Annotated in this window: 23 protein-coding genes; 19 read left to right on the top strand and 4 right to left on the bottom strand. The window is 61.1% G+C overall.

The genetic code is table 11. The features are described from left to right. Window positions 1–16 precede the first annotated feature (16 nt). On the bottom strand, window positions 17–925 hold the full coding sequence (locus tag F3Y30_RS24110) for a beta-ribofuranosylaminobenzene 5'-phosphate synthase family protein (RefSeq protein WP_348649874.1): 909 nt from the start codon (window positions 923–925) through the stop codon (window positions 17–19). 176 nt (window positions 926–1,101) lie between these two features. On the opposite strand from F3Y30_RS24110, the gene F3Y30_RS24105 reads away from it, so the two are divergent. From F3Y30_RS24105 to F3Y30_RS24090, 5 genes are all read left to right on the top strand, one after another. Further along, window positions 1,102–1,497 carry a 4a-hydroxytetrahydrobiopterin dehydratase gene (locus F3Y30_RS24105; protein ID WP_203426820.1) on the top strand — a complete coding sequence of 132 codons (396 nt, stop codon included), beginning with the start codon at window positions 1,102–1,104 and terminating at the stop codon, window positions 1,495–1,497. Window positions 1,498–1,748: 251 nt separating this feature from the next. Next, window positions 1,749–2,690 carry a tungsten formylmethanofuran dehydrogenase gene (locus F3Y30_RS26535; RefSeq protein ID WP_246753018.1) on the top strand — a complete coding sequence of 314 codons (942 nt, stop codon included), beginning with the start codon at window positions 1,749–1,751 and terminating at the stop codon, window positions 2,688–2,690. Further along, complete coding sequence (locus F3Y30_RS24100) at window positions 2,668–4,314, top strand: formylmethanofuran dehydrogenase subunit A (RefSeq protein WP_246753017.1); 1,647 nt, start codon at window positions 2,668–2,670, stop codon at window positions 4,312–4,314. Before F3Y30_RS26535 ends, F3Y30_RS24100 begins: the two co-directional genes overlap by 23 nt. Then, entirely contained in the window at window positions 4,302–5,210 is a 909-nt protein-coding gene (fhcD, locus tag F3Y30_RS24095) for a formylmethanofuran--tetrahydromethanopterin N-formyltransferase (RefSeq protein ID WP_203426819.1), read from the top strand. Before F3Y30_RS24100 ends, fhcD begins: the two co-directional genes overlap by 13 nt. Continuing rightward, window positions 5,207–6,022, top strand: coding sequence for a formylmethanofuran dehydrogenase subunit C (locus tag F3Y30_RS24090; RefSeq protein WP_203426818.1), 816 nt, complete (start codon window positions 5,207–5,209; stop codon window positions 6,020–6,022). Before fhcD ends, F3Y30_RS24090 begins: the two co-directional genes overlap by 4 nt. A 25-nt stretch (window positions 6,023–6,047) precedes the next feature. Here the strand turns inward: F3Y30_RS24090 and F3Y30_RS24085 are convergent, their stop codons facing one another. After that, the gene (locus F3Y30_RS24085; protein ID WP_203426817.1) at window positions 6,048–6,992 is read right to left on the bottom strand and encodes a LysR family transcriptional regulator; all 945 of its coding nucleotides are present in this window, start codon (window positions 6,990–6,992) and stop codon (window positions 6,048–6,050) included. A gap of 122 nt (window positions 6,993–7,114) precedes the next feature. Between F3Y30_RS24085 and F3Y30_RS24080 the strand changes: the two genes are divergently transcribed. From F3Y30_RS24080 to rpe, 8 genes are all read left to right on the top strand, one after another. Continuing rightward, window positions 7,115–8,164, top strand: a complete 1,050-nt coding sequence (locus F3Y30_RS24080; RefSeq protein WP_203426816.1) for a class 1 fructose-bisphosphatase — start codon at window positions 7,115–7,117, stop codon at window positions 8,162–8,164. A 16-nt stretch (window positions 8,165–8,180) separates the two neighbouring features. After that, window positions 8,181–9,053, top strand: a complete 873-nt coding sequence (locus F3Y30_RS24075) for a phosphoribulokinase (RefSeq protein ID WP_203426815.1) — start codon at window positions 8,181–8,183, stop codon at window positions 9,051–9,053. Window positions 9,054–9,064: 11 nt separating this feature from the next. Continuing rightward, complete coding sequence (tkt, locus tag F3Y30_RS24070) at window positions 9,065–11,077, top strand: transketolase (protein ID WP_203426814.1); 2,013 nt, start codon at window positions 9,065–9,067, stop codon at window positions 11,075–11,077. A gap of 69 nt (window positions 11,078–11,146) precedes the next feature. Beyond that, window positions 11,147–12,226 (top strand): class II fructose-bisphosphate aldolase, encoded by a 1,080-nt coding sequence (fba, locus tag F3Y30_RS24065; RefSeq protein ID WP_203426813.1) that lies wholly within the window; start codon window positions 11,147–11,149, stop codon window positions 12,224–12,226. Window positions 12,227–12,258: 32 nt separating this feature from the next. Next, the gene (locus tag F3Y30_RS24060) at window positions 12,259–13,719 is read left to right on the top strand and encodes a form I ribulose bisphosphate carboxylase large subunit (RefSeq protein WP_203426812.1); all 1,461 of its coding nucleotides are present in this window, start codon (window positions 12,259–12,261) and stop codon (window positions 13,717–13,719) included. A 10-nt stretch (window positions 13,720–13,729) separates the two neighbouring features. After that, window positions 13,730–14,149 (top strand): ribulose bisphosphate carboxylase small subunit, encoded by a 420-nt coding sequence (locus F3Y30_RS24055; protein WP_203426811.1) that lies wholly within the window; start codon window positions 13,730–13,732, stop codon window positions 14,147–14,149. Then, the gene (gene cbbX, locus F3Y30_RS24050; protein ID WP_203426810.1) at window positions 14,142–15,083 is read left to right on the top strand and encodes a CbbX protein; all 942 of its coding nucleotides are present in this window, start codon (window positions 14,142–14,144) and stop codon (window positions 15,081–15,083) included. The genes F3Y30_RS24055 and cbbX overlap by 8 nt, the downstream gene beginning before the upstream one ends. Then, window positions 15,080–15,769: a ribulose-phosphate 3-epimerase gene (gene rpe, locus F3Y30_RS24045; protein ID WP_203426809.1), complete on the top strand. Its 690-nt coding sequence runs from the start codon at window positions 15,080–15,082 to the stop codon at window positions 15,767–15,769. Before cbbX ends, rpe begins: the two co-directional genes overlap by 4 nt. Before the next feature lie 158 nt (window positions 15,770–15,927). On the opposite strand, the gene F3Y30_RS24040 is transcribed toward rpe, so the two are convergent. Beyond that, window positions 15,928–16,320 carry a cytochrome c family protein gene (locus tag F3Y30_RS24040; RefSeq protein ID WP_203426808.1) on the bottom strand — a complete coding sequence of 131 codons (393 nt, stop codon included), beginning with the start codon at window positions 16,318–16,320 and terminating at the stop codon, window positions 15,928–15,930. A 624-nt stretch (window positions 16,321–16,944) separates the two neighbouring features. Between F3Y30_RS24040 and F3Y30_RS24035 the strand changes: the two genes are divergently transcribed. The 5 genes from F3Y30_RS24035 (at window position 16,945) to F3Y30_RS24015 (ending at window position 21,420) form a co-directional block, all read left to right on the top strand. Next, a complete protein-coding gene (locus F3Y30_RS24035; RefSeq protein WP_348649873.1) occupies window positions 16,945–17,937 on the top strand; it encodes an ABC transporter substrate-binding protein in 993 nt (330 codons plus the stop codon). Between the two features lie 84 nt (window positions 17,938–18,021). Next, window positions 18,022–18,756 carry an ABC transporter permease gene (locus F3Y30_RS24030; protein WP_203426807.1) on the top strand — a complete coding sequence of 245 codons (735 nt, stop codon included), beginning with the start codon at window positions 18,022–18,024 and terminating at the stop codon, window positions 18,754–18,756. Continuing rightward, entirely contained in the window at window positions 18,716–19,465 is a 750-nt protein-coding gene (locus tag F3Y30_RS24025) for an ATP-binding cassette domain-containing protein (RefSeq protein WP_203426806.1), read from the top strand. Before F3Y30_RS24030 ends, F3Y30_RS24025 begins: the two co-directional genes overlap by 41 nt. A gap of 12 nt (window positions 19,466–19,477) precedes the next feature. Continuing rightward, window positions 19,478–20,443, top strand: coding sequence for a quinoprotein relay system zinc metallohydrolase 2 (locus tag F3Y30_RS24020; protein WP_203426805.1), 966 nt, complete (start codon window positions 19,478–19,480; stop codon window positions 20,441–20,443). Window positions 20,444–20,556: 113 nt separating this feature from the next. Further along, window positions 20,557–21,420: a quinoprotein dehydrogenase-associated SoxYZ-like carrier gene (locus F3Y30_RS24015; RefSeq protein ID WP_203426804.1), complete on the top strand. Its 864-nt coding sequence runs from the start codon at window positions 20,557–20,559 to the stop codon at window positions 21,418–21,420. 106 nt (window positions 21,421–21,526) lie between these two features. Here the strand turns inward: F3Y30_RS24015 and F3Y30_RS24010 are convergent, their stop codons facing one another. Further along, window positions 21,527–21,838 (bottom strand): hypothetical protein, encoded by a 312-nt coding sequence (locus F3Y30_RS24010; protein ID WP_246753086.1) that lies wholly within the window; start codon window positions 21,836–21,838, stop codon window positions 21,527–21,529. Between the two features lie 434 nt (window positions 21,839–22,272). Between F3Y30_RS24010 and F3Y30_RS24005 the strand changes: the two genes are divergently transcribed. Continuing rightward, a complete protein-coding gene (locus F3Y30_RS24005; protein WP_203426802.1) occupies window positions 22,273–24,177 on the top strand; it encodes a methanol/ethanol family PQQ-dependent dehydrogenase in 1,905 nt (634 codons plus the stop codon). The last annotated feature ends 53 nt before the right edge of the window (window positions 24,178–24,230 follow it).

The following is a 24,230-nucleotide window of genomic DNA, read 5'->3' as shown; positions in this document are numbered from 1 at the left end:
TCGCCTGGCCCTCCCGCTAGTTGTGGCGCTCGTGTTCCATCGCGAAGCGGGGCGGTGTCACCGAGCGTATAATCTTCGCGCCGCCATTCCTGCCGCCCAGGATCCGGATGGTCGTGCCCGCTTCCGGCCGCGCGGCGGCAATGATCCGCTCGGCCGCGGCCTGGGACGCAGCGAAGGCAAAACCGGTCGGGCCCCAGGAGCTTTGGCCAATCCCGACGGCGCCGGCGGCCGCCAACTGCGTCAGGGTCGCCTCCACTGCAGGGCTCGTGAAGAGCCCGCCTTGCGCCGGGGCGAAATAGTTGCCGACTTCGCGCTGGATCGCCGTCACTGCGTCGCCGAAGGCAAGAATGTCTTTCTCGATCAGTGCGGGCATGATCCCCATCAGGACATGGCGGCATATCGCCGCCGAACTCGTGGCGGGGAAGGAGGGCAATTCACGGAACGCGCTGATCTCGGCCTCGCCGTGGATGCCCTGGGCGCATCCGTCGAAAACAAGTATGGCCCGCCACTCCTCAGGAAAGTGCTGGCGGGAAATCACCGTCGGCGTCTGGTCGCGGCTGCCCTTGCCTGCATCGAGGATGAGGCCGCCTTCCTCGAATGCCGCGACGCCTATGCCCGAGCGCGTGCCGCGCCCGAGGAAAACGGCGTCCGCGCTGACGTCGAAGGGCAGACCGTGCAGGGTACGCAGTGCGGCGGATACGGCGAGCGCGAGCTGCGTGCCGGATCCAAGGCCGGCATGGTCGGGGATCGCTTCATGAACGACGATGCGATGGTGGCCGGAGAGCCCGAGGTGAGGCCCGAGCTTGGCCAGGTGATCGAGAATGCGGGCCGTTTCCTTCCCTTCAACCGTCGTCTCGGCGGCGCGAGCAATGGTCAAGCGGGTGGAAATGCCTTCCAACGGCAGTCCGATGCTGCCGAACCTCAAGCCGGTCTTTCCCGGAATATCAAGGAAACCGAGATGCAGGCGAGCGGGAACTTGTATGGAGACGGAATCCGACATCAGCTCTGGTTCTGAACTTTTCGATAATCGGGCCCGAAATCATGTTATCTTTTTTTAAACGGGGCGCAAGCCGCACGGCGAAAGATTTGGGAGCGACGAAGATGAGCGCAGACGAGGCGAGCGGACGCAGGAAGGAACGCGTCTATACCGAAGACGAGATCGTGGCCAAGTTGAAGGCGGACCTTCCACACTGGCGCTACGAGAACGGCTGGATCCGCCGCAAGTACAAGACGCATGGCTGGAAATCGACGCTGATGGTCATCAATACGATCGGCCACCTGGCGGAGACGGCATGGCACCATCCCGACCTGAAGGCATCCTATGCCTGGGTCGAGGTTCTGCTGATGAACCACGCGGCGAAGGGCGTGACGGACAAGGATTTCGAGCTTGCGCGCAAGATCGAGGACGTCGTGCAATGGCAGCCTGGAACCGAAGGCGGCTCGCTCGAAGGCACGCCGGCGACCGACCAGCGATTTGCCTACATCAAGTATGACTGATCGCTGAAGGCTGACGCCGGTGCTGAATTTTCCCCGGCTGGCAGACTTCACATTTGCGGAAAATGGGCTAACTTCACCGTGGCACCAGAAAGTCGCGGAGTGGGATGGTTGCATGGATTGGCGGCCGGAAGGTTGCTCTTGAGGACGCGATTCAGCAAGCCTCGAAGCTTCTGGCATCAAGCCGTTGCCCGGTGTTTTCAGTCGATTCGGATGTTCACGGATGTCGCAGCGTCATTGCGCTGGCAGAGCGCGTGGGCGCAAGCTACGACCATGCGAACGGCCGTGACCTAGTCGACGAGATCGCGCTTCATACCAATACTGGCGGCTTCTTTACGACGGCAACCGAGGCCCGGCGGCGTGCCGACCTGATAATCATCGTCGGTGACATACCGCAGCTTCACCACGACCTCCTTCTGGGTATTGCGTCCTCCAAGCCCGACCTTTCGCAGGGGCACAAGCGCCGTTGGTTCCACATGGCGGGGGCCGGTTTCGAAGCGACTGACAAGCTGGCACGCAAACTCAAGGCAGTTTTGCTCGAGGCCGAGGGCCTCCCTCTTGGTGTGGCGCTGGGTGTGTTGAGAGCAGAACTTGCCGGCCGGCAGTCATCCACGACGGTGTCGAACTCCGAGGCGTTGCGGGATGCGCTGGCCAAGGCGCACTTCCCCGTCTTCATCTTTTCGCGAACCGGCGATCCGGGTGGATTGGCGATGCTGCAGGGGCTCCTTACGGATCTGAACAAGAGTCGGCGTGCGACGGCGCTTTTCCTCCCGTTCGACGACGATGCTTGGGGCATGGTGCTTGCATCCGTGTGGATGACGGGGCTGCCGCCGCGCACGGGGTTTTCAACCGGGCTACCTGTCTACGATCCATGGCTCTGCGATGTGGAGCGAATGATAGCTAGTGGCGAGGCGGACCTGCACCTGTGGGTCAGCGAGCGCGACGGCGAAAAGCCTGCGAGGGCAAGCAAGTTGCCGACCATCGTCATGGGGCGAACCGAGCGACCGATTGCCGGATCTGCAGTGACATTCGGCATAGGGCGGGCAGGGGTCGACCATGATGGCGTGGTTTACTCGAGCCGGACCTCGGCGTTCAGGGCCGTCACGGCCAGTACTTCCTCCAATCTGCCGCGCGTTGCCGATCTTGTGGCGCAGCTTGCGTCCGGATTGCCCGGTGGGGAGGTCTTGCCATGCTGATCCGTCTTTCGGGGGAGAAGTCGTCGATCCGCTGAACGCCGCTACGGGCAAGCGGGACGTCTGGATCGAGGACGGCCACATCGTGGACAAACCTCAATCGCGACGGGCAGACAAGACCTACGACGTGTCCGGCTGCATTGTGATGGCGGGTGCGATAGACATCCATTCACATATCGGCGGCGGCAACGTGAACACGGCTCGCCTGCTGCTGCCCGAGCAGCACCCTGCCCATATGAAACGACCGCTGAACACTCCACTGTCGAATGCCGGATGGTCCACGTTCAGCACCGGTTGCCTCTATGCCCGCATGGGTTTCACCACCGTTGTCGAGCCGGCGATGTCGCCCACGAGCGCTCTGCACACTCATCTCGAGCTTGCCGATATACCGATCATCGACAAGGCGACGCTGGTGATCCTTGGCAATGACGATTTCCTGCTGTCGATGATCCGCGACAAGGCGTCGACGGACATGATCGATGACTACGTGGCGTGGACGGTCGGGGCGTCGAGGTCGCTGGGTGTGAAGGTGATCAATGCCGGTGCCGCGGCCGCGTTCAAGGAAAACGTACGAGCATTCTCCTTCGACGACATCGTGCCCGCCTATGGCGTCAGTTCGCGCAGGATCGTGAAGACCCTGCAGGAATCCGTCGGACGCCTCGGCATTCCCCATCCGCTTCATGTCCATGCGAACAATCTCGGTATCGCCGGCAGCGCGGCCACGGCCGCGGAGACGATCCGCTCGACCGAAGGACAGCCGCTCCATCTCGCCCATTTACAGTTTTACGGTTACGGCACCGAGGGTCGTCGCCAATTCTCGTCGGAAGCTGCCCGTCTCGCCGAACAGGTCAACGGCAATCCCGACGTCACGATCGACATTGGCCAGGTGATGTTCGGCCAAACAGTTACCATCTCGTCGGACGTGACGCGGCAGTATTCCGGCATGAAGAATGCCAGCCCAAGAAAATCGGTCATCATCGACGGGGACGGCAATGGCGGCGGCATCGTGCCTTACCGCTATCGGAAAGACTATTACGGCTCGCTGCAGTGGGCGGTGGGGCTGGAGCTTTTCCTGCTGATCAATGATCCGTGGCGCGTCTTCTTCACCACCGACCATCCGAACGGGGCGCCGTTCACGGCCTATCCCGACCTCTTCGAACTGTTGATGTCGCGTGACGTGCGGAATGCGAAAGCCGCCGAGCTCGACCAGTCGGCTCTTGAGTTGACGACGCTTGCCTCGATCTACCGCGAATACACGCTGGACGAGGTCGCGATCATGACGCGCTGCGCGCCCGCCCGGCTGCTCGGCCTTTCCGACCGCGGGCACCTCGGGGCCGGCGCCATCGCCGACGTCGCCGTCTACAGGAAAAGCCCGGATATCGCGAAGATGTTCCGCGATGCGGCCCTCGTGTTCAAGAATGGCGATCTCGTCGTGGAAGACGGGGTCGTCACGCATTATCGCTGGGGAAGGGCACTTCGCCTCAATCCGCCACCGGACAGGGGCATCGTCAAACGCATGCAGGCATATCACGAGGACCGCTATGGGCTGTCGCTCGACTGGTTCACCTTTGCGGATTCGGCGATTGCCCGCGAGAACCCGTTTGCGGAGGTCGCATGCAGAAGCTGAGCCGCAACGGAATCGAGATCGACGACACATTTGCGGAAGCGTTCGGCATGCGGGCGACGGCGATTATCATCACTGCTCCTTCGCTGAAATGGGCGCGGCAGGCGGCTATCACCATGACGGGATATGCGACCTCGGTCATCGGCTGCGGTTGCGAAGCGGCCATCGACATGGACATTCCCGCCACGAAGACACCCGACGGGCGGCCGGGCTGCCGCGTGATGATCTTTGCTATGGGGACCGATGAACTGCAGAAGCAGCTGAAGAGCAGACTCGGACAGTGCGTCCTGACCTCCCCCGGCAGCGCGTGCTTTGCCGATCTTGAGGGAAGCGCAATGCTCGACCTCGGCTCATCCCTTCGATATTTCGGCGACGGCTGGCAGATCTCCAAGAAATTCGGCGGACGACACTATTGGCGCGTGCCCGTGATGGACGGCGAATTCCTGTGTGAAGCGAAAACCGGAATGACGAAGCTGGCCGTCGGCGGAGGCAACCTCCTGATGCTGGCCGCAGACGCAGAGAAAGCGCTCCGGGCCGCCGAACGCGCGGTCGAGGCGATCGAGAAAGTACCGGGCGCCATCATGCCGTTCCCCGGCGGGGTGGTGCGTTCAGGCTCCAAGGTGGGCGGCAAATACAAGGGCATGATGGCTTCGACCAACGATGCCTACGCTCCGACGCTCAGAGGCGTCGTCAAGAGCGCGCTCGGGCCCGAGATCAATTCGGTGCTGGAAATCGTCATCGACGGCGAGACCAGCGACGCGGTGGCCTCCGCGATGCGCGCCGGCCTGAAGGCCGTGATCGATCTCGGTCCGAAACGTGGTGCCCTGCGTATCAGCGCCGGAAACTATGGGGGAAAGCTCGGTAAGTACCATTATCACCTCAGGGACCTCCTGCCATGAAGCCGATCACCTTCACCCTGCGGTCCGAACCCGAAGAGAGGCTGGATCTGTCGGCGCTGATCCCGGAGCGGCTTGCTGGCATGTCCGCCGCCGAAATTGCGAACCTCACGGTCGGCACGAGCCGCACACCGGCCAAGGTGGGAGATCTTTTCAAGGTCACCGGTGCCGATCCATCGGGCATCGTCTTTCACGGCGGGAGCAAGAGGTTCGATCGCATCGGCTCGGAGATGACGTCCGGCAGCATCCGGATCGCCGGCGACGTCGGCGCTTACGTGGGGCGAAAGATGGCCGGGGGAACGCTTGTCGTCGAAGGCGAGGCCGGCCCGCAGGCGGGCTCAGGAATGCGCGGTGGCCGCATCAACATAACGGGGAACGTCGGCGACGGAGTGGGCGCGCCCATGGCAGGTGAAGTCCAGGGCATGACCGGCGGTCTGATCGTCGTCGGCGGCAGGGCCGGTGACCGTGCCGGCGAACGAATGCGACGCGGCATCATCGTCTTGCGCAAGGGGTGCGGAGACTACGCCGGATTAGGCATGATCGCGGGCACGATCGTGGCGACCGGTCGTGTCGGTCTCTATCCCGGCCACCTGATGAAACGGGGCTCGCTGCTGTTCGACCGGCGGCCCGCCAATCTCTCGCCGACCTTCATCGATTGCGGGGTGGTCGATATCGGCTTTCCGGCGCTTTTCGACCGCTACCTCCTCAAGGAAAAAATCCTCGACCGGCCGCTGCTGGGTACCAGACCTTCGCGCTATGGCGGCGACAACGCGGTCCTCGGCAAGGGTGAGATCATGTTCCGTCGCAGCGGTTGATGCTGTCGGCGTGTGAGGGGTGCAACTAGAGCTGTTCGTTGGTTGCGGGGTAGAGCTTGTGGAAGAACGGCAGGCATCGCGCACCCTTCGTGCGCAGAAATTCCTGGAAGGCGGCCATGGCGGGGGAGATTGCCCTGTCCGTGCGCGCGACCGAAAACCATTGGCGGCGGATGGGCAGGCCGACCACGTCCAGCACGACCAATTTGCCGAACTCCAGTTCCATCGCGATGGTATGGGCCGAGATGAAGGCGATGCCGAGATCGGCCATGACCGCCTGCTTGATCGTTTCGTTCGAGGACATTTCCGTGCCGAGATCATCGAGCCTGCCGGGGATCTCGCTGAAGAAGATCTCGAGCGAGATCCGGGTGCCGGATCCGGGCTCGCGGACGAGAAAATGTTCCTTGGCGATCTCCTCCTTGCTGATGTCGCGCCGCTTGGCGAGCGGATGGTCGGGTGCTGCGATCATCACCAGTGGATGATCGCCGAACACGGCGGAACGCAGGGGGAGGTCGCGCGGCGGGCGTCCCATGAGCGCAATGTCGACTTCGTGGTTCCTCAGCTTGGTAATCACCTCCGCCCGATTGCCGATCGCCAGGCTGATCGCAATGTCGGGGTGCAAACTTCGAAAGGTCGCCATCATGTGAGGAGCGAAGTACTTTGCCGTCGACACGACGCCGAGAGCAAGCGTACCCGCCCGCAGACCCTTGATGGCGTCGATCTCGTCGTCGAGCTGGCGCAGACGCTCTCCCACCATCTGCGCGGCATCGACGAAGACAAGCCCGGCGGCGGTCGCACGCAATCCTTCATTGGTCCGGTCGAAAAGGATGATGCCCGCGTCGTCCTCAATCTGCTTGAGCTGGATGGTGACCGCAGACGGCGTCAGGCGAAGCGCATGCGCCGCACCGGCGATCGTTCCGTGCTTCATGATTTCCTGCGCCGCGCGCAGATGCCTGAGCGTCAGATTTTTCATCCGAATAACTTAATTTTTTTTACGTAGTAAGTAAATACAATAAATTTTACTTATGAGGCGGTTTTTGGTTCGATACAACCCTGCCCGGGGAGAAGAGATCAGAGGGCGGGGAGGAACTGGCCATGATTGCTTCGACGCTGGATGCGTATCTGAACTCCTATATCGCGCGCCGGGAACCGTTCGGCGAAGCTGTTGCTTCCACCATCCGCCACCTGGCCACGGCCGCGCTCAAATTGCGCAACACCATCCATCAGGGTGTTCTTGGTGCAGGCTTCGCCGACAGCCATGGGCATGTCGGCGGCGGCGGAGATGCCCAGAAGGACCTCGACATTTTCGCGGACCGCCTGTTCGTCGACGCCATGCGTCAGGCGCCGGTGCGTACCTACGCCTCGGAGGAGCTCGAGCACGCCGTCCTTCTCAATCCGGCGGCTCCGCTCGCGGTCGCTCTAGACCCTCTCGACGGCTCGTCGAACATCGACACGAACGTGTCCATTGGGACAATCTTCTCCATCCTCCCAGCGACTGGAGATCCGGTCGGCGAGCGGGATGCCTCCTTTCTCCAACGGGGGGTCGTTCAGCTCGCTGCCGGCTTTTTCATCTACGGGCCGCAACTGGCTCTCGTCCTGACGATCGGGAGCGGAACGCATATCTTCATCTTCTCGTGGCAGCTCGGAACATTCGTCCAAGCCTATGAAAGCGTGAACATTCCCTCGCGCACCCAGGAGTTCGCGGTCAATGCGAGCAACTACCGCCACTGGGACGAAGCGGTGCGTCTCTATGTCGATGATTGCCTGAAGGGAGCGGAGGGTCCCCGCGGGAAGGACTTCAACATGCGCTGGATCGCGGCCGTGGTTGCTGACGTCTACCGCATCCTGGTCCGGGGCGGGGTCTATCTCTATCCGGGCGACCGTCGCAAGGGATACGGCGAGGGCCGTCTGCGCCTCATCTACGAGGCCAATCCGATCGCCTTCCTCGTCGAACAGGCGGGTGGCTCGGCCACGGATACCGTCGACCGAATTCTGGATCTCGTGCCGACGAGCCTGCACCAGCGCGTCCCGCTCGTTTTCGGCTCGACCCGGGAGGTGGAGCGCATCGGCCGCTATCACACCGAACCCAGCAACATCGGGGAACGGGCGCCGCTGTTCAGCAATCGCGGCCTCTTCAGAGCTTGAACGGGAGGTTGCCCGCATGTCGGCTAAGCACCCCATAATCACCATCACAGGATCTTCAGGGGCGGGAACAACGTCCGTGAAGAAGATCTTCGAACAGATTTTCCGTCGCGAACAGGTCGAGGCGGCCTTCATCGAGGGCGATGCGTTTCATCGCTATGACCGCCAGGCGATGAAGGAGAAGGTCGCGGAGGAGGAAAGGAACGGCAATCCCAACTTCACCCATTTCAACGTCGAGGCCAACGACCTGGAAATGCTCGACTCGGTGTTCGAGGAGTATGGCCGGCGCGGCACGGGTCGTACCAGGACCTATGTGCATGACGAGGAAGAGGCTGCGCAGTTCGAGATGCCGACCGGTTCCTTCACCAAATGGCGTGAGTTTCCACCCAGCACCTTGCTGTTCTACGAGGGGCTGCACGGATGCGCGGTCACGGACAAGGTCAATCTCGCCCGGCATGGCGACCTGAAGATCGGCGTGGTTCCCGTCATTAACCTGGAGTGGATCCAGAAAATTCACCGGGACCGGGCAACGCGCGGCTACTCGACCGAAGCCGTCATGGACGTGATCCTGCGGCGGATGCCGGACTATGTCCGTTACATCACGCCCCAGTTCACGCTGACGGACATAAATTTCCAGCGCGTGCCGATCGTGGACACGTCCAATCCCTTCGTGGCGCGCTGGATACCGACGCCGGACGAATCGATGCTTGTCATCCGCTTCGCGCGACCGCGCGGCATCGATTTTCCCTATCTGCTGTCGATGATCCACGACTCGTTCATGTCGCGGGCGAACTCCATCGTCGTCCCCGGCAACAAGCTCGATCTCGCCATGCAGCTGATCCTGACACCCCTGATCATGCAACTGCTCGAACGCAAGAGCCGTGTCTCCTGAGGATGAAGCCGATGAACGTCAACACGCAGATACGGGAAGAATCCGTCGCCGCCATCGTCACCGAAAGGGATATGGCCAATGCGATCCGTGCATTGGCAATGGATGGAGTTCAGAAGGCAAACTCCGGCCACCCGGGCATGCCTATGGGGATGGCGGACGTCGCGACGGTTCTGTTCAACAGGTTCATCCGCATCGACCCGTCCCATCCTGATTGGCCGGACCGCGATCGTTTCATCCTGTCGGCCGGGCATGGTTCGATGCTGCAGTATGCGCTCCACCACCTGATCGGCTACCAAGACATGCCGATGGAGGAATTGCAGCGTTTTCGCCAGCTCGGAGCGAAGACGGCCGGGCACCCCGAATACGGCCACGCCCTGGGCATCGAGACGACGACAGGTCCCCTGGGGCAGGGAATTGCGACCGCGGTGGGCATGGCTCTTGCCGAACGGATCGCCAATTCCCGCTTCGGAAATGATCTCGTCGATCACTTCACCTATGTCATCGCCGGAGACGGATGCCTGCAGGAGGGCATCAGCCACGAGGCGATCGACCTCGCCGGACATCTGAGGCTTTCCCGGCTGATCGTACTCTGGGACAACAATTCCATCTCTATCGACGGGGCGACCAGCCTTTCCACCTCGATGAATCAACTGGACCGCTTCGAGGCGGCCGGGTTCGATGTACAGGACGTGGATGGGCACGATCACGATGCGATCGGCCGCGCGATCTCCAGAGCGAGAAACTCGAACAAGCCGTCGCTTATCTCCTGCCGGACGATCATCGGCAAGGGCGCGCCCAATCTGCAGGGATCGGAGAAGACTCATGGCGCGCCGCTCGGCACGGCCGAGGTCGAGGCAGCAAGGCAGGCATTGCCGTGGCCGCATCAACCGTTCGAGGTTCCCGAACCCATCCGGGATCGGTGGAGAGAAATCGCCGCGCGGGGTGCTGAAGCGCAACGCAACTGGTCGCACCGGATCGCGGCGTCTCCCCATGCGCCCGCCTTCGCTCGCTCCATGGCCCGGGAGGTGCCGTCTGCGCTCTATGGGGCACTAAGGGACTTTCGCAGGGAGCATCAGGAAAAGGCAACCAAGGTTGCGACCCGCAAGGCGTCTGAGATGGTTCTCGGCATCATCAATGCTGCAACCGACCTGACGATCGGCGGCTCGGCCGATCTCACGCATTCGAACCTGACGCTGACTGCGGGGATGGATTCGATCGGACCGGAGAATTTTGCCGGGCGATACATCCACTACGGCATCCGCGAGCATGGCATGGCGGCCGCGATGAACGGTCTCGCTCTCCATGGCGGTTTCATCCCGTACGGCGGGACCTTCCTTGTCTTCGCCGACTATGCGCGCGGCGCCATGCGTCTTTCCGCCCTCATGGGCCAGCAGGTGATCTACGTGCTGACACACGACTCGATCGGGCTTGGAGAAGACGGGCCTACCCACCAGCCGATCGAGCATCTGGCAATGCTGCGGGCGACGCCGGGCATCTTGGTGATGCGTCCGTGCGACATCGTAGAGACGGCCGAATGCTGGGAGGTGGCGCTAAAGAACAGCGGCCGCCCGAGCGTGCTCGTCCTGTCGCGGCAGAACCTGCCGATGTGCCGCGCGGCGCACAGCGAGGAGAACCTCGCCGAACGGGGAGGCTACGTGCTGCGCGAAACGGAACTGCCACGTGCCGTCACGCTTATTGCCTCCGGCTCGGAAGTAGAGATCGCCTGTGCAGCGGCGGACATGCTTGCCGCCGACCACGGGATTGCCGCTGCCGTGGTCTCGATGCCGTGCTTCGAGCTCTTCGAGGAGCAATCGCCGGAGTACCGACGGAGCGTCCTGGGGACGGCACCGCGCATCGCCATCGAAGCCGCGGCACGGCTGGGTTGGGACCGGTACATCGGTGAGAACGGCGTCTTCATCGGGATGAACGGCTTCGGTGCGAGCGCTCCGGCTCCAGACCTCTATCGCCATTTCGGCATCACGCCCGCTGCTGCCGTAGAAGCTGCGCTGAATCTTGTCCGCTGAAATTTACCAGGCGCGGAACGGGACCGTCCCGCACGAGCGCTCAACTGACGAATACGAAAGGAAAGGCCTATGGCCCGCATAACGCTCCGACAGTTGCTCGATCACGCTGCTGAATTTGGATACGGCGTTCCAGCCTTCAATATCAACAACATGGAGCAGGGGCTCGCCGTGTTGGAGGCTGCTGCCGCATGCGATGCGCCGGTGATCCTGCAGGCTTCGAAAGGCGCCAGGTCCTATGCCCGCGACATAATGCTGGCACGGATGATCGATGCGCTGGCAGAAATCTATCCCGCCATCCCGGTGTGCATGCATCAGGATCACGGCAGCGACGAGTCCACATGTGTTAGTGCGATCCGCCATGGCTTCACCTCCGTCATGATGGATGGCTCGCTGGAGGCAGACGCCAAAACGCCTGCCTCCTTCGAATACAACGTCGCCATCACCGAGCGGGTGACGCGGATCGCCCATTGGGTCGGCGTCTCCGTCGAGGGCGAACTCGGCGTGCTCGGATCGCTCGAAAGCGGGGCCGGGGAGGCTGAAGACGGCCACGGCGCCACCGGTACGCTGACCCACGATCAACTGCTGACCGATCCGGATCAGGCCGTCGAATTCGTGGCGAGAACGGGCGTCGACGCGTTGGCGATTGCCTGTGGCACCTCGCACGGCGCCTACAAGTTCACCCGCGCGCCGGACGGCGACATTCTGGCCATGGGCGTGATCGAGGAAATCCACCGCAAGCTGCCGAACACCCATCTCGTCATGCACGGGTCGTCGTCGGTTCCGCAGGAACTGCAGGACGTCATCAACCGCTTCGGAGGGCGCATGCCCCAGACCTATGGTGTTCCGGTAGAGGAGATCGAACGTGGCATCCGCCACGGGGTGCGAAAGGTCAACATCGACACCGATTGTCGCATGGCAATGGCCGGACAGTTGCGCCGGATCGCCACCGAGCACCCGGACGAGTTCGACCCGCGGAAGTTCCTCAAACCGGCGATGGAAGCCATGCGAGACCTATGCCGGGACCGCTTCGAGCGTTTCGGCACGGCCGGCAACGCCTCCAGGATCAGGGTGATCGGCCTTGACGACATGGCGAAGCGATACGCCGCCGGCAAGCTGGATCCACGCATCTCGATTGCAAAAGCCGCCTGATCCATCCCGTAGCACTACGAAAGGACGATATCATGTTGAACCAGTCGGAAACCGTCACAGGCAAGGCGCGCTACAGATCCGGCGTGATGGAATACAGGAAAATGGGTTATTGGGAGCCCGACTACGAGCCCAAGGACACCGACATCATCGCGCTTTTCCGGATCTCGCCGCAGGATGGCGTCGATCCGATCGAGGCGGCAGCTGCGGTCGCCGGCGAATCCTCCACCGCGACCTGGACCGTGGTATGGACCGATCGCCTGACTGCGACCGAAAAGTACCGGGCCAAGGCTTTCCGCGTCGACCCCGTGCCGAATGCGGAAGGGCAATACTTCGCCTATATCGCCTATGACCTCGATCTGTTCGAGCCCGGTTCGATCGCGAACCTCAGTGCGTCGATCATCGGCAACGTCTTCGGCTTCAAGCCTCTCAAGGCTTTGCGGCTGGAGGACATGCGCTTCCCGGTCGCCTATGTGAAGACCTTCCAGGGGCCGGCCACCGGCATAGTCGTCGAGCGCGAGCGCCTCGACAAGTTCGGTCGTCCGTTGCTCGGCGCCACGGTGAAGCCGAAGCTCGGGCTATCCGGCCGAAACTATGGGCGCGTCGTCTATGAGGCGTTGAAGGGCGGGCTCGACTTCACCAAGGATGACGAGAACATCAACTCGCAACCGTTCATGCATTGGCGGGAGCGCTATCTCTACTGCATGGAGGCCGTCAACAAGGCGCAGGCGCAGACCGGGGAGATCAAGGGAACCTATCTGAACGTCACCGCGGCCGACATGGAAGAGATGTACGAACGCGCGAACTTCGCCAAGGAGCTTGGTTCGAACATCGTCATGATCGACCTCGTCATCGGCTACACGGCCATACAGTCGATGGCGAAGTGGGCACGCCGCAACGACATGATCCTGCATCTCCATCGTGCCGGCCATTCCACCTACACCCGGCAGAAGACGCACGGCGTTTCATTCCGCGTGATTGCGAAATGGATGAGGCTCGCGGGTGTGGATCACATCCATGCCGGGACGGTCGTTGGCAAGCTCGAGGGCGATCCGGCGACGACACGCGGCTACTACGACGTCTGCCGCGAGGACTTCAACCCGATGCGGCTGGAGAACGGGATCTTCTTCGACCAGCACTGGGCATCCCTGAACAAGATGATGCCGGTCGCCTCCGGCGGCATCCATGCGGGACAGATGCATCAGCTGCTCGACCTTCTCGGGGAGGATGTGGTGCTCCAGTTCGGAGGGGGGACGATCGGCCATCCCATGGGTGTCGCGGCCGGTGCGACCGCCAATCGCGTGGCGCTCGAATGCATGGTTCTGGCCCGCAACGAGGGAAGGGACATCGTGCGCGAAGGTCCGCAGATCCTGAAGGACGCGGCGCGCCATTGCCAGCCGCTGCAGCAGGCCCTCGAAACCTGGAAGGATGTGACCTTCAACTACACATCGACAGACGCACCAGACTTCGTGCCAACCGCAACCGCAGCGGAATAGGAGAACAGACATGCATATCACCCAGGGAGCCTTCTCTTTCCTGCCGCCATTGACCGACAAGCAGATCGCGGCTCAAGCGCAGTATTGCATCGACAACGGTTGGGCGATCAGCCTCGAATTCACGGACGACCCCCATCCGCGCAACACCTACTGGGACATGTGGGGTCATCCCATGTTCGACAATCCCGATGCGGCCGCGTTGATCATGGAACTGAACGAGTGCCGCAAGGTCTATGGCGATCGCTACATCCGTTTCGTCGCCTTCGACAATCGCCATGGCTGGGAGTCCGTCCGGCTTTCCTTCCTGGTGAACCGGCCGGAGACGGAACCAGGTTTCCGGCTCGAGCGCCAAGAGGCCACGGGACGGAGTATCCGCTACACCACCCGCTCTTACGCTGCCGACAAGCCAGCGGGTCAACGCTATGGGTGAGGCGGTCACAACCATCCCCCGACCGCTTGAAACGGCGGCCAGCACCTTGGTCGACCTCCGGGCGGAATATGTCCAGTCCGGGGTGAAGGACGTGCTGGACGAGCTCGATCGCAATCTGATCGGGCTCGCACCCGTCAAGCAACGCATCCGCGAGACGGCTGCGTTGCTCCTCGTCGAACGGGCGCGCAAAGGCCTTGGGCTCGCCCACGAAACGCCGACACTGCACATGAGCTTCAGCGGCAATCCGGGCACAGGAAAAACCACCGTGGCGCTGAAGATGGCCGATCTTCTTCATCGCCTCGGTTACATTCGCAAGGGACATCTCGTTTCCGTCACCCGCGACGATCTCGTCGGGCAGTACATCGGGCACACCGCGCCGAAAACAAAGGAGATCCTGAAGAGGGCAATGGGCGGCGTGCTCTTCATAGACGAGGCCTACTACCTCTACCGACAGGAGAATGAACGCGACTACGGTCAGGAGGCCATCGAAATTCTCCTGCAAGTCATGGAGAACCAGCGGGACGATCTCGTGGTGATCATGGCCGGCTACGCAGAGAAGATGGACCGCTTCTTCGAGAGCAATCCGGGTTTCCGTTCCCGCATCGCCCACCATATCGACTTTCCGGACTACAGCGACGAGGAGCTTCTGAACATTGCGGTAGCAATGCTCGAGAAGCAGAACTATGCCTTTGAGCCGAACGGACGGCAGGTGATGGCGGAATACATATCACGCCGCCGACGGCAACCGCATTTCGCCAACGCCCGATCCATCCGGAATGCCCTCGACAGGGCTCGCCTGCGCCAGGCGAACCGCCTGTTCGAGGCCTCTGACGGGCCGGTCGATGCTAAGGCGCTGTCGACGATCACTGCCGCGGATATCACGGCGAGCCGTGTCTTCGCCGTGGCAGCGCAAAACAGGGACAAGTCGGTATGAGGGACAGGACACTCATCGCCCCATCCATCCTCTCCGCTGATTTTTCCCGTCTCGGGGACGAAGTGGAAAACGTCGTCAAGGCGGGTGCGGACTGGATTCATCTCGACGTGATGGACGGACACTTCGTGCCGAACATCACCTTCGGCCCGCAGATCGTCAAATCGATCCGAAGCCGGACGGACGCCGTCTTCGATTGCCATCTGATGATTGCCCCCGCCGATCCCTACCTTGCGGCCTTCGCCGAGGCGGGATGCGATTACATCACCGTTCACGCGGAGGCAGGGCCGCACCTCGACAGGACCCTGCAGGCGATCCGAGGACTTGGCAAGCGGGCGGGCGTGTCGCTCAATCCTTCGACCCCGGAAAGCGTGGTCGAATACGTGCTGGATCGTCTGGATCTGGTGCTTTTGATGACCGTCAATCCGGGTTTCGGCGGTCAGGCCTTCATACCGTCGGTGGTCGAGAAGGTGCGCCGCGTAGCGTCCATGATCGGGGACCGGCCCATACACATCGAAGTGGACGGCGGAGTTACACAGGAGACCGCTCCCCTGGTGGCTGCTGCGGGAGCAAATGTTCTCGTCGCCGGTTCAGCCATATTCCGCGACAACGACTGTTCCCGCTACGCTTCCAACATCCAGGCCATCCGCGATGCCGCGGACAACGCCACTGCGCGCCGTGCGGCGTGATAGCCGGTCAGCGCGATTTCCAGCGAATGTGCGCCGTAATCACGTGAATGTAATTGAATTAAAACAATATTTTGCCGGAGTTTTTGTGAGTAAAGCAAGAACGTGAATATCATCGGCAGGAATTGACCGCCCGCTGTTGTTGCAGGCGGTCATTCTGTTCATTGCTTCTTGGGAAATTGCTCAAGATAGGCGAGCAGATTTGTGATGTCGTCCTCGTTCTTCAGACCGGCAAATGCCATCTTCGTGCCCTTCACTTTCGCTTTCGGGTTGTGAAGATAGTCGCGCAAAGATGCTTCGTCCCAGACGAGTCCTGCCTTCCCGGCATCCACCATCGCCGAGGAGTATTTGAACCCCTCGTGTGTGCCGGCCGTCCTGCCGATCACGCCGAAGAGCGAAGGGCCAACCTTGTTCTTGTCGTCCTCCGCGGTGTGACAGGCCTTGCACTTGTTGAAGACCGTGGCACCCGCCGTGGCATCTCCTCCTTCGGCATGAGCCGCATAGCCAGAGAACATCGCGACTGATGCGCCGATCAGAAGTATTCGATATCGCATTGCATTTCCTCGTTTCGCCAAGGGTGCCCTTTGACGAAAGCAGGCGCCGATTTTCCTCCTCGGGCGCTTGCCATCCAGGATCGCTTGCGCCCCCGGCCTAACGCCAAGGGCAGTCTGCTTCCCGCAAAAAAAGTTACCCGCGAGACGCCATAAGTCAATCGTCTTCCTGCAAGGGAAACTGGCGCGGGGCGGGAAGATGCAATTGACGCAAGCTCTTCATGCCCCTAGGTTATCGGAGGTTTCTCTCCGGCACCGAGAGATGCGTGATATGCTGATGGCGTCGTTATCGAGCCATCACGGCGTGGAGCGGCGGGTGGCAAGGCTCGCCGGCCTGGAGGTGCTACATGGATTTAATCGATCTCGTTCTGACGATCTGTCTCTTGGCCACTCCCACGAGTTGCCGGGAAGAGCGCCTTCATTTCGAAAACAAGGGTAACATTCTGAACTGCATGTTCCAGGCCCCCGCCCAGATCGCGCGATGGTCGGAGGGGCATCCCAACGTACGCGTTATCAAATGGCGCTGCGCCTATCCAACGAAAGAGATCAATATTTAGAATGCTTTGAATTGGGCGCGGCTTTTTTTAGGGCAAGCGCTGGAATGACTTGAATGTCTGGGAGGACACGATGGGAGGTAGGATCGGCCGAATAGGCCGGGCAGTATGTTGGTTGCTGGCCTTGCTCTTTCTCATGCAGGTGCCGGCGGGACCTGCCAGCGCGTCAGAGACCGTTCGCGTCGGCGTCCTAAAGTTCGGCACCGTCAACTGGGAACTGGATACGATCAAGCACAACGGCTTGGACCAGAAACACGGGATCACCCTGGACGTCAAATTTTTCGCGGGCGAGGATGCGACGAACGTCGCGATGATGGCAGGCGACGTCGATATCATCGTCTCCGATTGGCTTTGGGTGTCGCGGCAGCGCGCTTCAGGCGTGGACCTCACGATGGTGCCATACTCGTCTGCGGTCGGCGCGATCATGGTTCCTCAACAGTCGCCGATCCAGGGGCTGGGTGACCTAACGGGCAAGACGATCGGCGTCGCTGGCGGCCCGCTCGACAAGAGCTGGCTGCTTCTCCAGGGGCTGGCGAAGAAGGAGCTTGGCACCGACCTTTCGGACGTCAACGAGATCGCCTACGGCGCGCCGCCGCTGCTGGCTGAGAAGGTCCAGCAGGGCGAACTCGATGCGGTACTGAATTTCTGGCATTTCTGCGCGCGACTTGAGGCAAAGGGCTTTCGCAGGCTGATCGGGACGAACGAGGCGGCAATCGCCCTTGGCGCTTCCGGTCCCGTCTCTGCGCTCGGATACATCTTCCACGACAAGTGGGCTCAGGAGAACCCGGAAGCGATAAAGGGTTTCGTTGCCGCCAGCACCGATGCAAAGGCCTTGCTCGAGAGCTCCGATACGGAATGGGAGCGGCTCGCTCCGCTCATCAAGGCCGACGGGCGGGAGCTGGAAGTTCTGCGCGACCGGTATCGGGAAGGCATTCCCAACCGTCCGCTCGCCGACGAGGAACGGGATGCGGGCAAGCTCTACGCCGTCCTTGCGACTATCGGCGGCGAAAAGCTCGTGGGGTCCTCGAAGACGCTGATGCCGGGCACGTTCTGGAGGGCGAAGTAGGTGAAGCTCGCGTCAATCGGAACGAACAAATTGAACGACGCATCGGCCACAGAGTCACGTCGCCGCGATTTTACTCCGGCGCTCATGACCGTTGCTTCCTTCCTGGCACTTGCCATCATCTGGCATCTTGCAGCTACGATATGGCCGAGCCGCTCTTTCCCGCCGCCGCTCACGGTTCTCGATGCATTCATCCGCGACGTGCGCACCGGCGAACTTCCGTTTCATCTTGGCGTGACGCTGTGCCGGGTGGCGGCGGCATTCGTTCTGGCGATGGTGATCGGATCTGCGATCGGCATCTTCCTAGGCAGCTATCGGCGCGCCGACCAGTTCCTAAATCCCTGGGTCATCCTGTTTCTCAACATACCGGCCCTGGTCGTCATCGTGCTTGCCTACATCTGGTTCGGGTTGACGGAGGCTGCGGCAGTCGGGGCCGTTGCGCTGAACAAGATCCCGAACGTCGTGGTGACGATGCGGGAAGGTACGAGGGCGCTCGACCATCGCTATTCCGACATGGCCAGGGTCTACAGATTCAGCGCGCTCGCGCAGTTTCGCCATGTCTTGCTGCCGCAATTGCAGCCCTATCTCGCCGCCGCCTCGCGCTCCGGCATCTCGCTTATCTGGAAGATCGTTCTCGTCGTGGAACTGCTCGGGCGTTCCAACGGCGTCGGCTTCCAGATCAACCTCTATTTTCAGCTATTCGATGTCGCATCAATCCTTGCATATACGCTGGCTTTTGTCTGCGTGATGCTTGTCATCGAAGTACTCGCGGTGCAGCCTCTTGAACACGCATCAACACGCTGGCGTAAGCGCGCGGCTTAAGGTCGATATCCGGCGGAGGGCCTTCGAACTCTCGAATGGCGGCCGCATAGAAGTCGTGCGCGACCTCACGTTCGAACTCGCGCAGAGTGAGTTCGTCTGCGTTGTGGGGCCGTCAGGCTGCGGCAAGACGACGACCCTGCGGATCGTGCTTGGCCTGGATCATTCGTTCGAGGGAACGGTCGAGTTTCCCGAAACGCACGAACCTCGCATCGGCGCGGTCTTCCAGGAGCCACTCCTTCTGCCGTGGCGGACGGTCGAGCAAAACGTGCGGCTGGCACAGCCGCACTCCATGCGCGGCGATAACCTCGACGATCTCTACGCTACGCTTGGGCTCTCCAAGATGCGTGATTTCTATCCTTCGGAGCTCTCGCTCGGGCTGGCGCGGCGTGCGGCCATAGCCCGCGCGCTTGCGATTGCGCCCGACCTCCTCGTGCTCGACGAGCCTTTCGTTTCCCTCGATGAGGCGACGGCCCAGCAGTTGCGCAATCTTCTGCTTGCCCTGGTGGAGGAAAGGCCGATGACGGTTCTGATGGTCACGCACAATCTGCAGGAAGCGGTGATGCTGGCCGACAGGATCATCGTCCTTTCGCCACGCCCATGTCATGTGCTTGGCAATTTTCTCATCCGGGTCCCGCGGCAGTCGCGAAATCCCCAGATCCGCAGCGACATCCTGCGCTCCTTCCATCAGCGATTTCCGGGCGAGGGGTAGCGAGGAACCGGCATGAAAAACCGCAGCACCCGGCGCTCCATCCTGAAATCGGCTTTCGCCCTAGCAGCGGCGAGCCTGTCCGGGCCTGCGACGTTCGCCCGCCGCGCGGTTTCGGCCGTCGAGGCCCTGCCCGTAAGGAAGGTGGCGGACGGGGTCTACGCTTTCACGGGTGCTGTAGACCTGATGACCGAAGCCAACGGGGGAGAAATCTGCAATCTCGGTTTCGTCGTCGGGGGCGAGAGCGTGGCCGTCATCGACAGTGGTGGCAGCCTCGTCGAGGCTCGGGCGCTGATCGAGGCCATCAGCAGCACGACTCCTTTGCCGATACGCTACCTCATAAACACCCATATGCACCCGGATCACACCTTCGGCAATGCCGCATTCGCAGACGCGGGTGCAGTCATCGTTGGCCACCACAATCTGCCGCGGGCGCTGGCGAGCCGGGGGGAATTCTACCTGCGGAACTATCGCGCCATGATGGGTGACGCACTGATGGCGGGTGTCCGCATTGTGCCGCCGACACGGCTGATTGCCGAACCCGGGGAAATCGATCTCGGTGGACGCACGCTTCTCCTGACGCCATGGAAGGCGGCGCACACCGACAACGACCTGACCGTGCTGGACAGGGAAACCGGAACACTCTTCACAGGCGATCTCTGTTTCGTTGATCATCTCCCGACGCTCGATGGCTCGATCAAGGGGTGGATGGCGCAGCTCGATGCGCTGGCCGCAATACCGGCCAAGCGCGCAATCCCTGGTCACGGTCCGGTTCCCTCCGATTGGCCGACAGCTCTCGAACCGGAGAGACGTTACTTTCAGGCGCTTGTTGCCGATATTCGCAAGGCTATCTCGGGCGGGGTGCCGCTTTCGAAGGCCGTTCAGTCGGCCGGTGAAAGCGAGCGCGGGCGCTGGAGCCTTTTCGACGAACACAACGAGCGGAATGCGACGGCAGTTTTTGCGGAGCTCGAGTGGGAGTAAACTGTTGCGCGGCGGTGCATGCTCCGTGGAGCGGCACTGCCGTCAGTCCGGGGGAATGCCGAAAACAAGGGCAGGAACCTGCTCGGCTGCTTTCTTCAGTGGAGGACGTGGAAATGATGAGAACAGTGGTTCAGTGGAGTGGTCTTTCCCGTCTTGCCGCGGTGGTTTTCCTTGTCGCCGCAGGAGCTGTCGTGCCCACATCCGCCCTCGCACAATCCAAGGAACCCTCAGAAGCACGGTGGGAGAGCATGAAGACAGACGTCTTCGGTGATCGCTCAATCGGAGACGCCGCAGGCGTCGTCAGCCTGGAGGCCCCCAAGCGTGCGCAGGACGCTGCGCTCGTGCCGGTCGACCTTCGCCTGGACCTCGCTGGCGATCCGGGTCGGATCCGCGCGGTCACGCTCATCGTTGATGCAAACCCGGCGCCCGTCGCTGCGGTCTTCACCTTCGGCAAGGACGCCGCGGTAACACATCTCTCAACGCGACTGCGCGTCAACGACTATTCCTATATACGGGCCATTGCCGAAACGTCGGATGGTGCGCTGCATATGACGAAGACCTACGTCAAGGCATCCGGCGGGTGCTCGGCGCCTGCGCTCAAGAACCAGGATGAGGCGAAGGCATCGCTCGGGAAGATGAAATTGCGGGTCTTTGCCTTCGACCCAAATGGTGCAAGCCCCCGCGGTCATTCGACGGACATGCAACTGCTGATAAGGCATCCGAACAATTCGGGCCTGCAGATGGACCAGATCACCCGCTATTACATTCCGCCGCATTTCATCAACGCGCTGTCGATCAAGCAGGGGGATCGCCTCATCTTCCGCATGGAAAGCGGGATCTCGATATCGGAAGACCCTAACTTCCGCTTCGAGTTCGCTGCCAGCAAGGGGCAGCCGATCGACGTCGAGGCGGGCGACACCGAAGAAAATACCTTCAGGCACGAGTGGCCGTTCGACGACCCGATGGCATTGCAGTGAGCGGTGGACTCATGCCGCTACGACTGGTTCCCGGGACCATTGCGCCGGGCATGCCTGTCCTGACGCGGGAGCGGGTTTTGGGGAAAGCGACCTTGATTGCCGGGCTTTAGAAGCAGCGCACGTCGGCTTCCGCCTGTGCCCTTTTCAGCTCGGTAAGGGCAGCCTTGGCCGGGGCGCTCTCGCGAAACAGAACGCCTTTTTCGCCACTGACGAGACCCATTTCCTTGAACGTGGCGGCGGTGACGTAGTGGTCGTAAGTCACGATGGAAGCGATGACATCGATTGAGCACGAGCAGCGATCGAGCATGTTTCGATTCTCACCGTTGGCTTTCATGCAAGCATACACGTATTCCGCGACGACCGACGTCGGGTAATCCGCAGCGGCCTTGACTGAGGAAGTGGAAAAAAATGCTGCAATTGCGAAGGCCGAGAAGCCTGCGACCTGAAAATATCGTGTAAAAACGGGCATTTCAAAAGTCTCTCAAGTGTTGATCAGTGGTCTTCAAGTCTATAATAGATGCGGGACAGCCAATCTCAATCGATAAATACATTGCAGTGCAATATTCTGTGTTTGCGTTGCAATGCACATAAAGCATTGAAGAGTCTTGCGCAAAGCAAAACCATCTCTTATGGTCCTTGTGTTTCCGGCTTCAAGGACGTCGCCGTCAAGGGAGTGGTGACAGTCTTCGTAGGCCACAGCGGGGTGGGCAGTAACGGTGCCCTCTGCGTGCCTGGCTTAGGTCGTGACACGCTGCCGGAAATACTTCCCACATGCTGAGCTGATGGCGCGGGCCCCTGGTTACCTGGAGGGCATCACATCGGGCCATCCGTGTGACCAAAGGGAGGACTAAAATGCGTGTACATAGAAATTTCTTGAAATGGGGATTGGCGGCCACCGCCACGTCCCTGTTGTTGGCGGGGGGAGCCTTAGCCAACGACGATCTTCAGAAACTGATTTCAGACAACAAGAACTGGGCAATACAGACGGGTGACTATGCCAACACCCGCTATTCCACGCTGAACAAGATCAACAAGGACAACGTGAAGGATCTCCAGGTTGCCTGGACCTTCTCCACCGGCGTCCTGCGCGGCCATGAGGGAGGCCCGCTCATTGTCGGCGACGTGATGTATGTTCATGCTCCTTATCCAAACACCGTTTATGCACTCGACCTGAACAACGACGGCAAGATCCTCTGGAAATACGAACCCCGGCAGGATTCCAACGTCATTCCAATCATGTGCTGCGACACGGTCAACCGTGGCGTTGCATATGGCGACGGCAAGATCTTCCTCTATCAGGCCGACACGACTCTCGTCGCGCTTGATGCGAAAACCGGCAAGGTTGCCTGGTCCGTCAAGAACGGCGACGTTGCAGACGGCAGCAAGGGTGAATCCGGTACGTCTGCACCCATGGTGGTGAAGGACAAGGTTGTCGTCGGTATCTCCGGCGGCGAATTCGGCGTTCGTGGATCGCTCACCGCCTACAACATCAGTGACGGCAAGGTCGCATGGCGCGCCTATTCCATGGGATCCGACAAGGAAACGCTGATCGATCCGGAAAAGACGACCCACCTCGGAAAGCCGGTTGGCGCCGATTCCGGGACGAACACCTGGGAAGGAGATCAGTGGAAGATCGGCGGCGGCACCACATGGGGTTGGTACAGCTACGATCCTAAGCTCAATCTCATCTTCTACGGTACCGGCAACCCGTCGACCTGGAACCCGGTCCAGCGGCCGGGCGACAATCGCTGGTCGATGACCATCATGGCGCGTGATGCCGACACTGGTGTGGCCAAGTGGCTCTACCAGATGACACCACACGACGAATGGGACTATGACGGCGTCAACGAGATGATCCTCGCGGACGGCATCGAAATCGACGGCAAGCCTCGGGACATTCTCTTCCATCCAGACAGAAACGGCTTCGCCTACACGCTCGATAGAGCCACCGGCGAGCTTCTGGTTGCGAAGAAGTATGATCCTGCCGTCAACTGGGCGACGGAAGTCGTCATGGACAAGAGCAGCAAGGACTATGGCCGTCCGATCGTCGTCGACAAGTACTCGACGGACAAGAACGGCGAAGACGTCAACACCACGGGCGTCTGCCCCGCCGCTCTCGGCACGAAGGACCAGCAGCCAGCGGCCTACTCGCCGAAGACTAAGCTGTTCTACATTCCGACCAACCACGTCTGCATGGACTACGAACCCTACAAGGTGAGCTACACCGCTGGCCAACCTTATGTCGGGGCCACCGTTTCCATGTTCCCGGCACCGAACAGCCACGGCGGGATGGGCAATTTTATTGCCTGGGATGCTGCAAAGGGGGAGATCGTCTGGTCCAAGCCCGAGCAGTTCTCCGTCTGGTCCGGTGCTCTTGCAACGGATGGAGACGTTGTCTTCTACGGTACTCTTGAGGGCTACCTCAAGGCTGTCGATAAGGACGGCAACGAACTCTACAAGTTCAAGACGCCATCCGGCATCATCGGCAACGTCACCACATATGAGCACAAGGGCAAGCAGTACATCGCTGTGCTGTCCGGTGTGGGTGGCTGGGCCGGTATCGGTCTGGCAGCCGGGCTACTGGAGGCTGACAACGCTGCCGCGTGGCACGGTGCGGTCGACCAGGGCAGAGAACAGGGCGACGAAGCCACTGTTGTGGGTACTGCCGGTCTCGGCGCAGTTGGCGGATACGCCAGCCTTGCCGACTACACGACCCTGGGCGGCCAGTTGACCGTCTTCACGGTTCCGGATCGGTAAGCCACCGGGACGCGCCTTCTGGCGCACAACAACACAAACCCGGTCACATGTGA

It is taken from the genome of Sinorhizobium sp. BG8 (assembly GCF_016864555.1).
Lineage (GTDB): Bacteria > Pseudomonadota > Alphaproteobacteria > Rhizobiales > Rhizobiaceae > BG8.
The sequence above is the reverse complement of the archived record's forward strand: the minus strand, read 5'-3'. Positions and strand labels throughout refer to the sequence as shown.

Bases quoted from the DNA above. Each gene is read 5' to 3' on its own strand.
- F3Y30_RS24020 (WP_203426805.1), top strand. From the start codon at position 19,478: ATGAAAAACCGCAGCACCCGGCGCTCCATCCTGAAATCGGCTTTCGCC.
- F3Y30_RS24080 (WP_203426816.1), top strand. From the start codon at position 7,115: ATGATTGCTTCGACGCTGGATGCGTATCTGAACTCCTATATCGCGCGC.
- F3Y30_RS24090 (WP_203426818.1), top strand. From the start codon at position 5,207: ATGAAGCCGATCACCTTCACCCTGCGGTCCGAACCCGAAGAGAGGCTG.
- tkt (WP_203426814.1), top strand. From the start codon at position 9,065: ATGAACGTCAACACGCAGATACGGGAAGAATCCGTCGCCGCCATCGTC.
- F3Y30_RS24075 (WP_203426815.1), top strand. From the start codon at position 8,181: ATGTCGGCTAAGCACCCCATAATCACCATCACAGGATCTTCAGGGGCG.
- F3Y30_RS24035 (WP_348649873.1), top strand. From the start codon at position 16,945: ATGGGAGGTAGGATCGGCCGAATAGGCCGGGCAGTATGTTGGTTGCTG.
- F3Y30_RS24085 (WP_203426817.1), bottom strand. From the start codon at position 6,992: ATGAAAAATCTGACGCTCAGGCATCTGCGCGCGGCGCAGGAAATCATG.
- fba (WP_203426813.1), top strand. From the start codon at position 11,147: ATGGCCCGCATAACGCTCCGACAGTTGCTCGATCACGCTGCTGAATTT.
- F3Y30_RS24060 (WP_203426812.1), top strand. From the start codon at position 12,259: ATGTTGAACCAGTCGGAAACCGTCACAGGCAAGGCGCGCTACAGATCC.
- F3Y30_RS24040 (WP_203426808.1), bottom strand. From the start codon at position 16,320: ATGCGATATCGAATACTTCTGATCGGCGCATCAGTCGCGATGTTCTCT.
- F3Y30_RS24105 (WP_203426820.1), top strand. From the start codon at position 1,102: ATGAGCGCAGACGAGGCGAGCGGACGCAGGAAGGAACGCGTCTATACC.
- F3Y30_RS24030 (WP_203426807.1), top strand. From the start codon at position 18,022: ATGACCGTTGCTTCCTTCCTGGCACTTGCCATCATCTGGCATCTTGCA.
- F3Y30_RS24055 (WP_203426811.1), top strand. From the start codon at position 13,730: ATGCATATCACCCAGGGAGCCTTCTCTTTCCTGCCGCCATTGACCGAC.
- F3Y30_RS24015 (WP_203426804.1), top strand. From the start codon at position 20,557: ATGATGAGAACAGTGGTTCAGTGGAGTGGTCTTTCCCGTCTTGCCGCG.
- cbbX (WP_203426810.1), top strand. From the start codon at position 14,142: ATGGGTGAGGCGGTCACAACCATCCCCCGACCGCTTGAAACGGCGGCC.
- rpe (WP_203426809.1), top strand. From the start codon at position 15,080: ATGAGGGACAGGACACTCATCGCCCCATCCATCCTCTCCGCTGATTTT.
- fhcD (WP_203426819.1), top strand. From the start codon at position 4,302: ATGCAGAAGCTGAGCCGCAACGGAATCGAGATCGACGACACATTTGCG.
- F3Y30_RS24005 (WP_203426802.1), top strand. From the start codon at position 22,273: ATGCGTGTACATAGAAATTTCTTGAAATGGGGATTGGCGGCCACCGCC.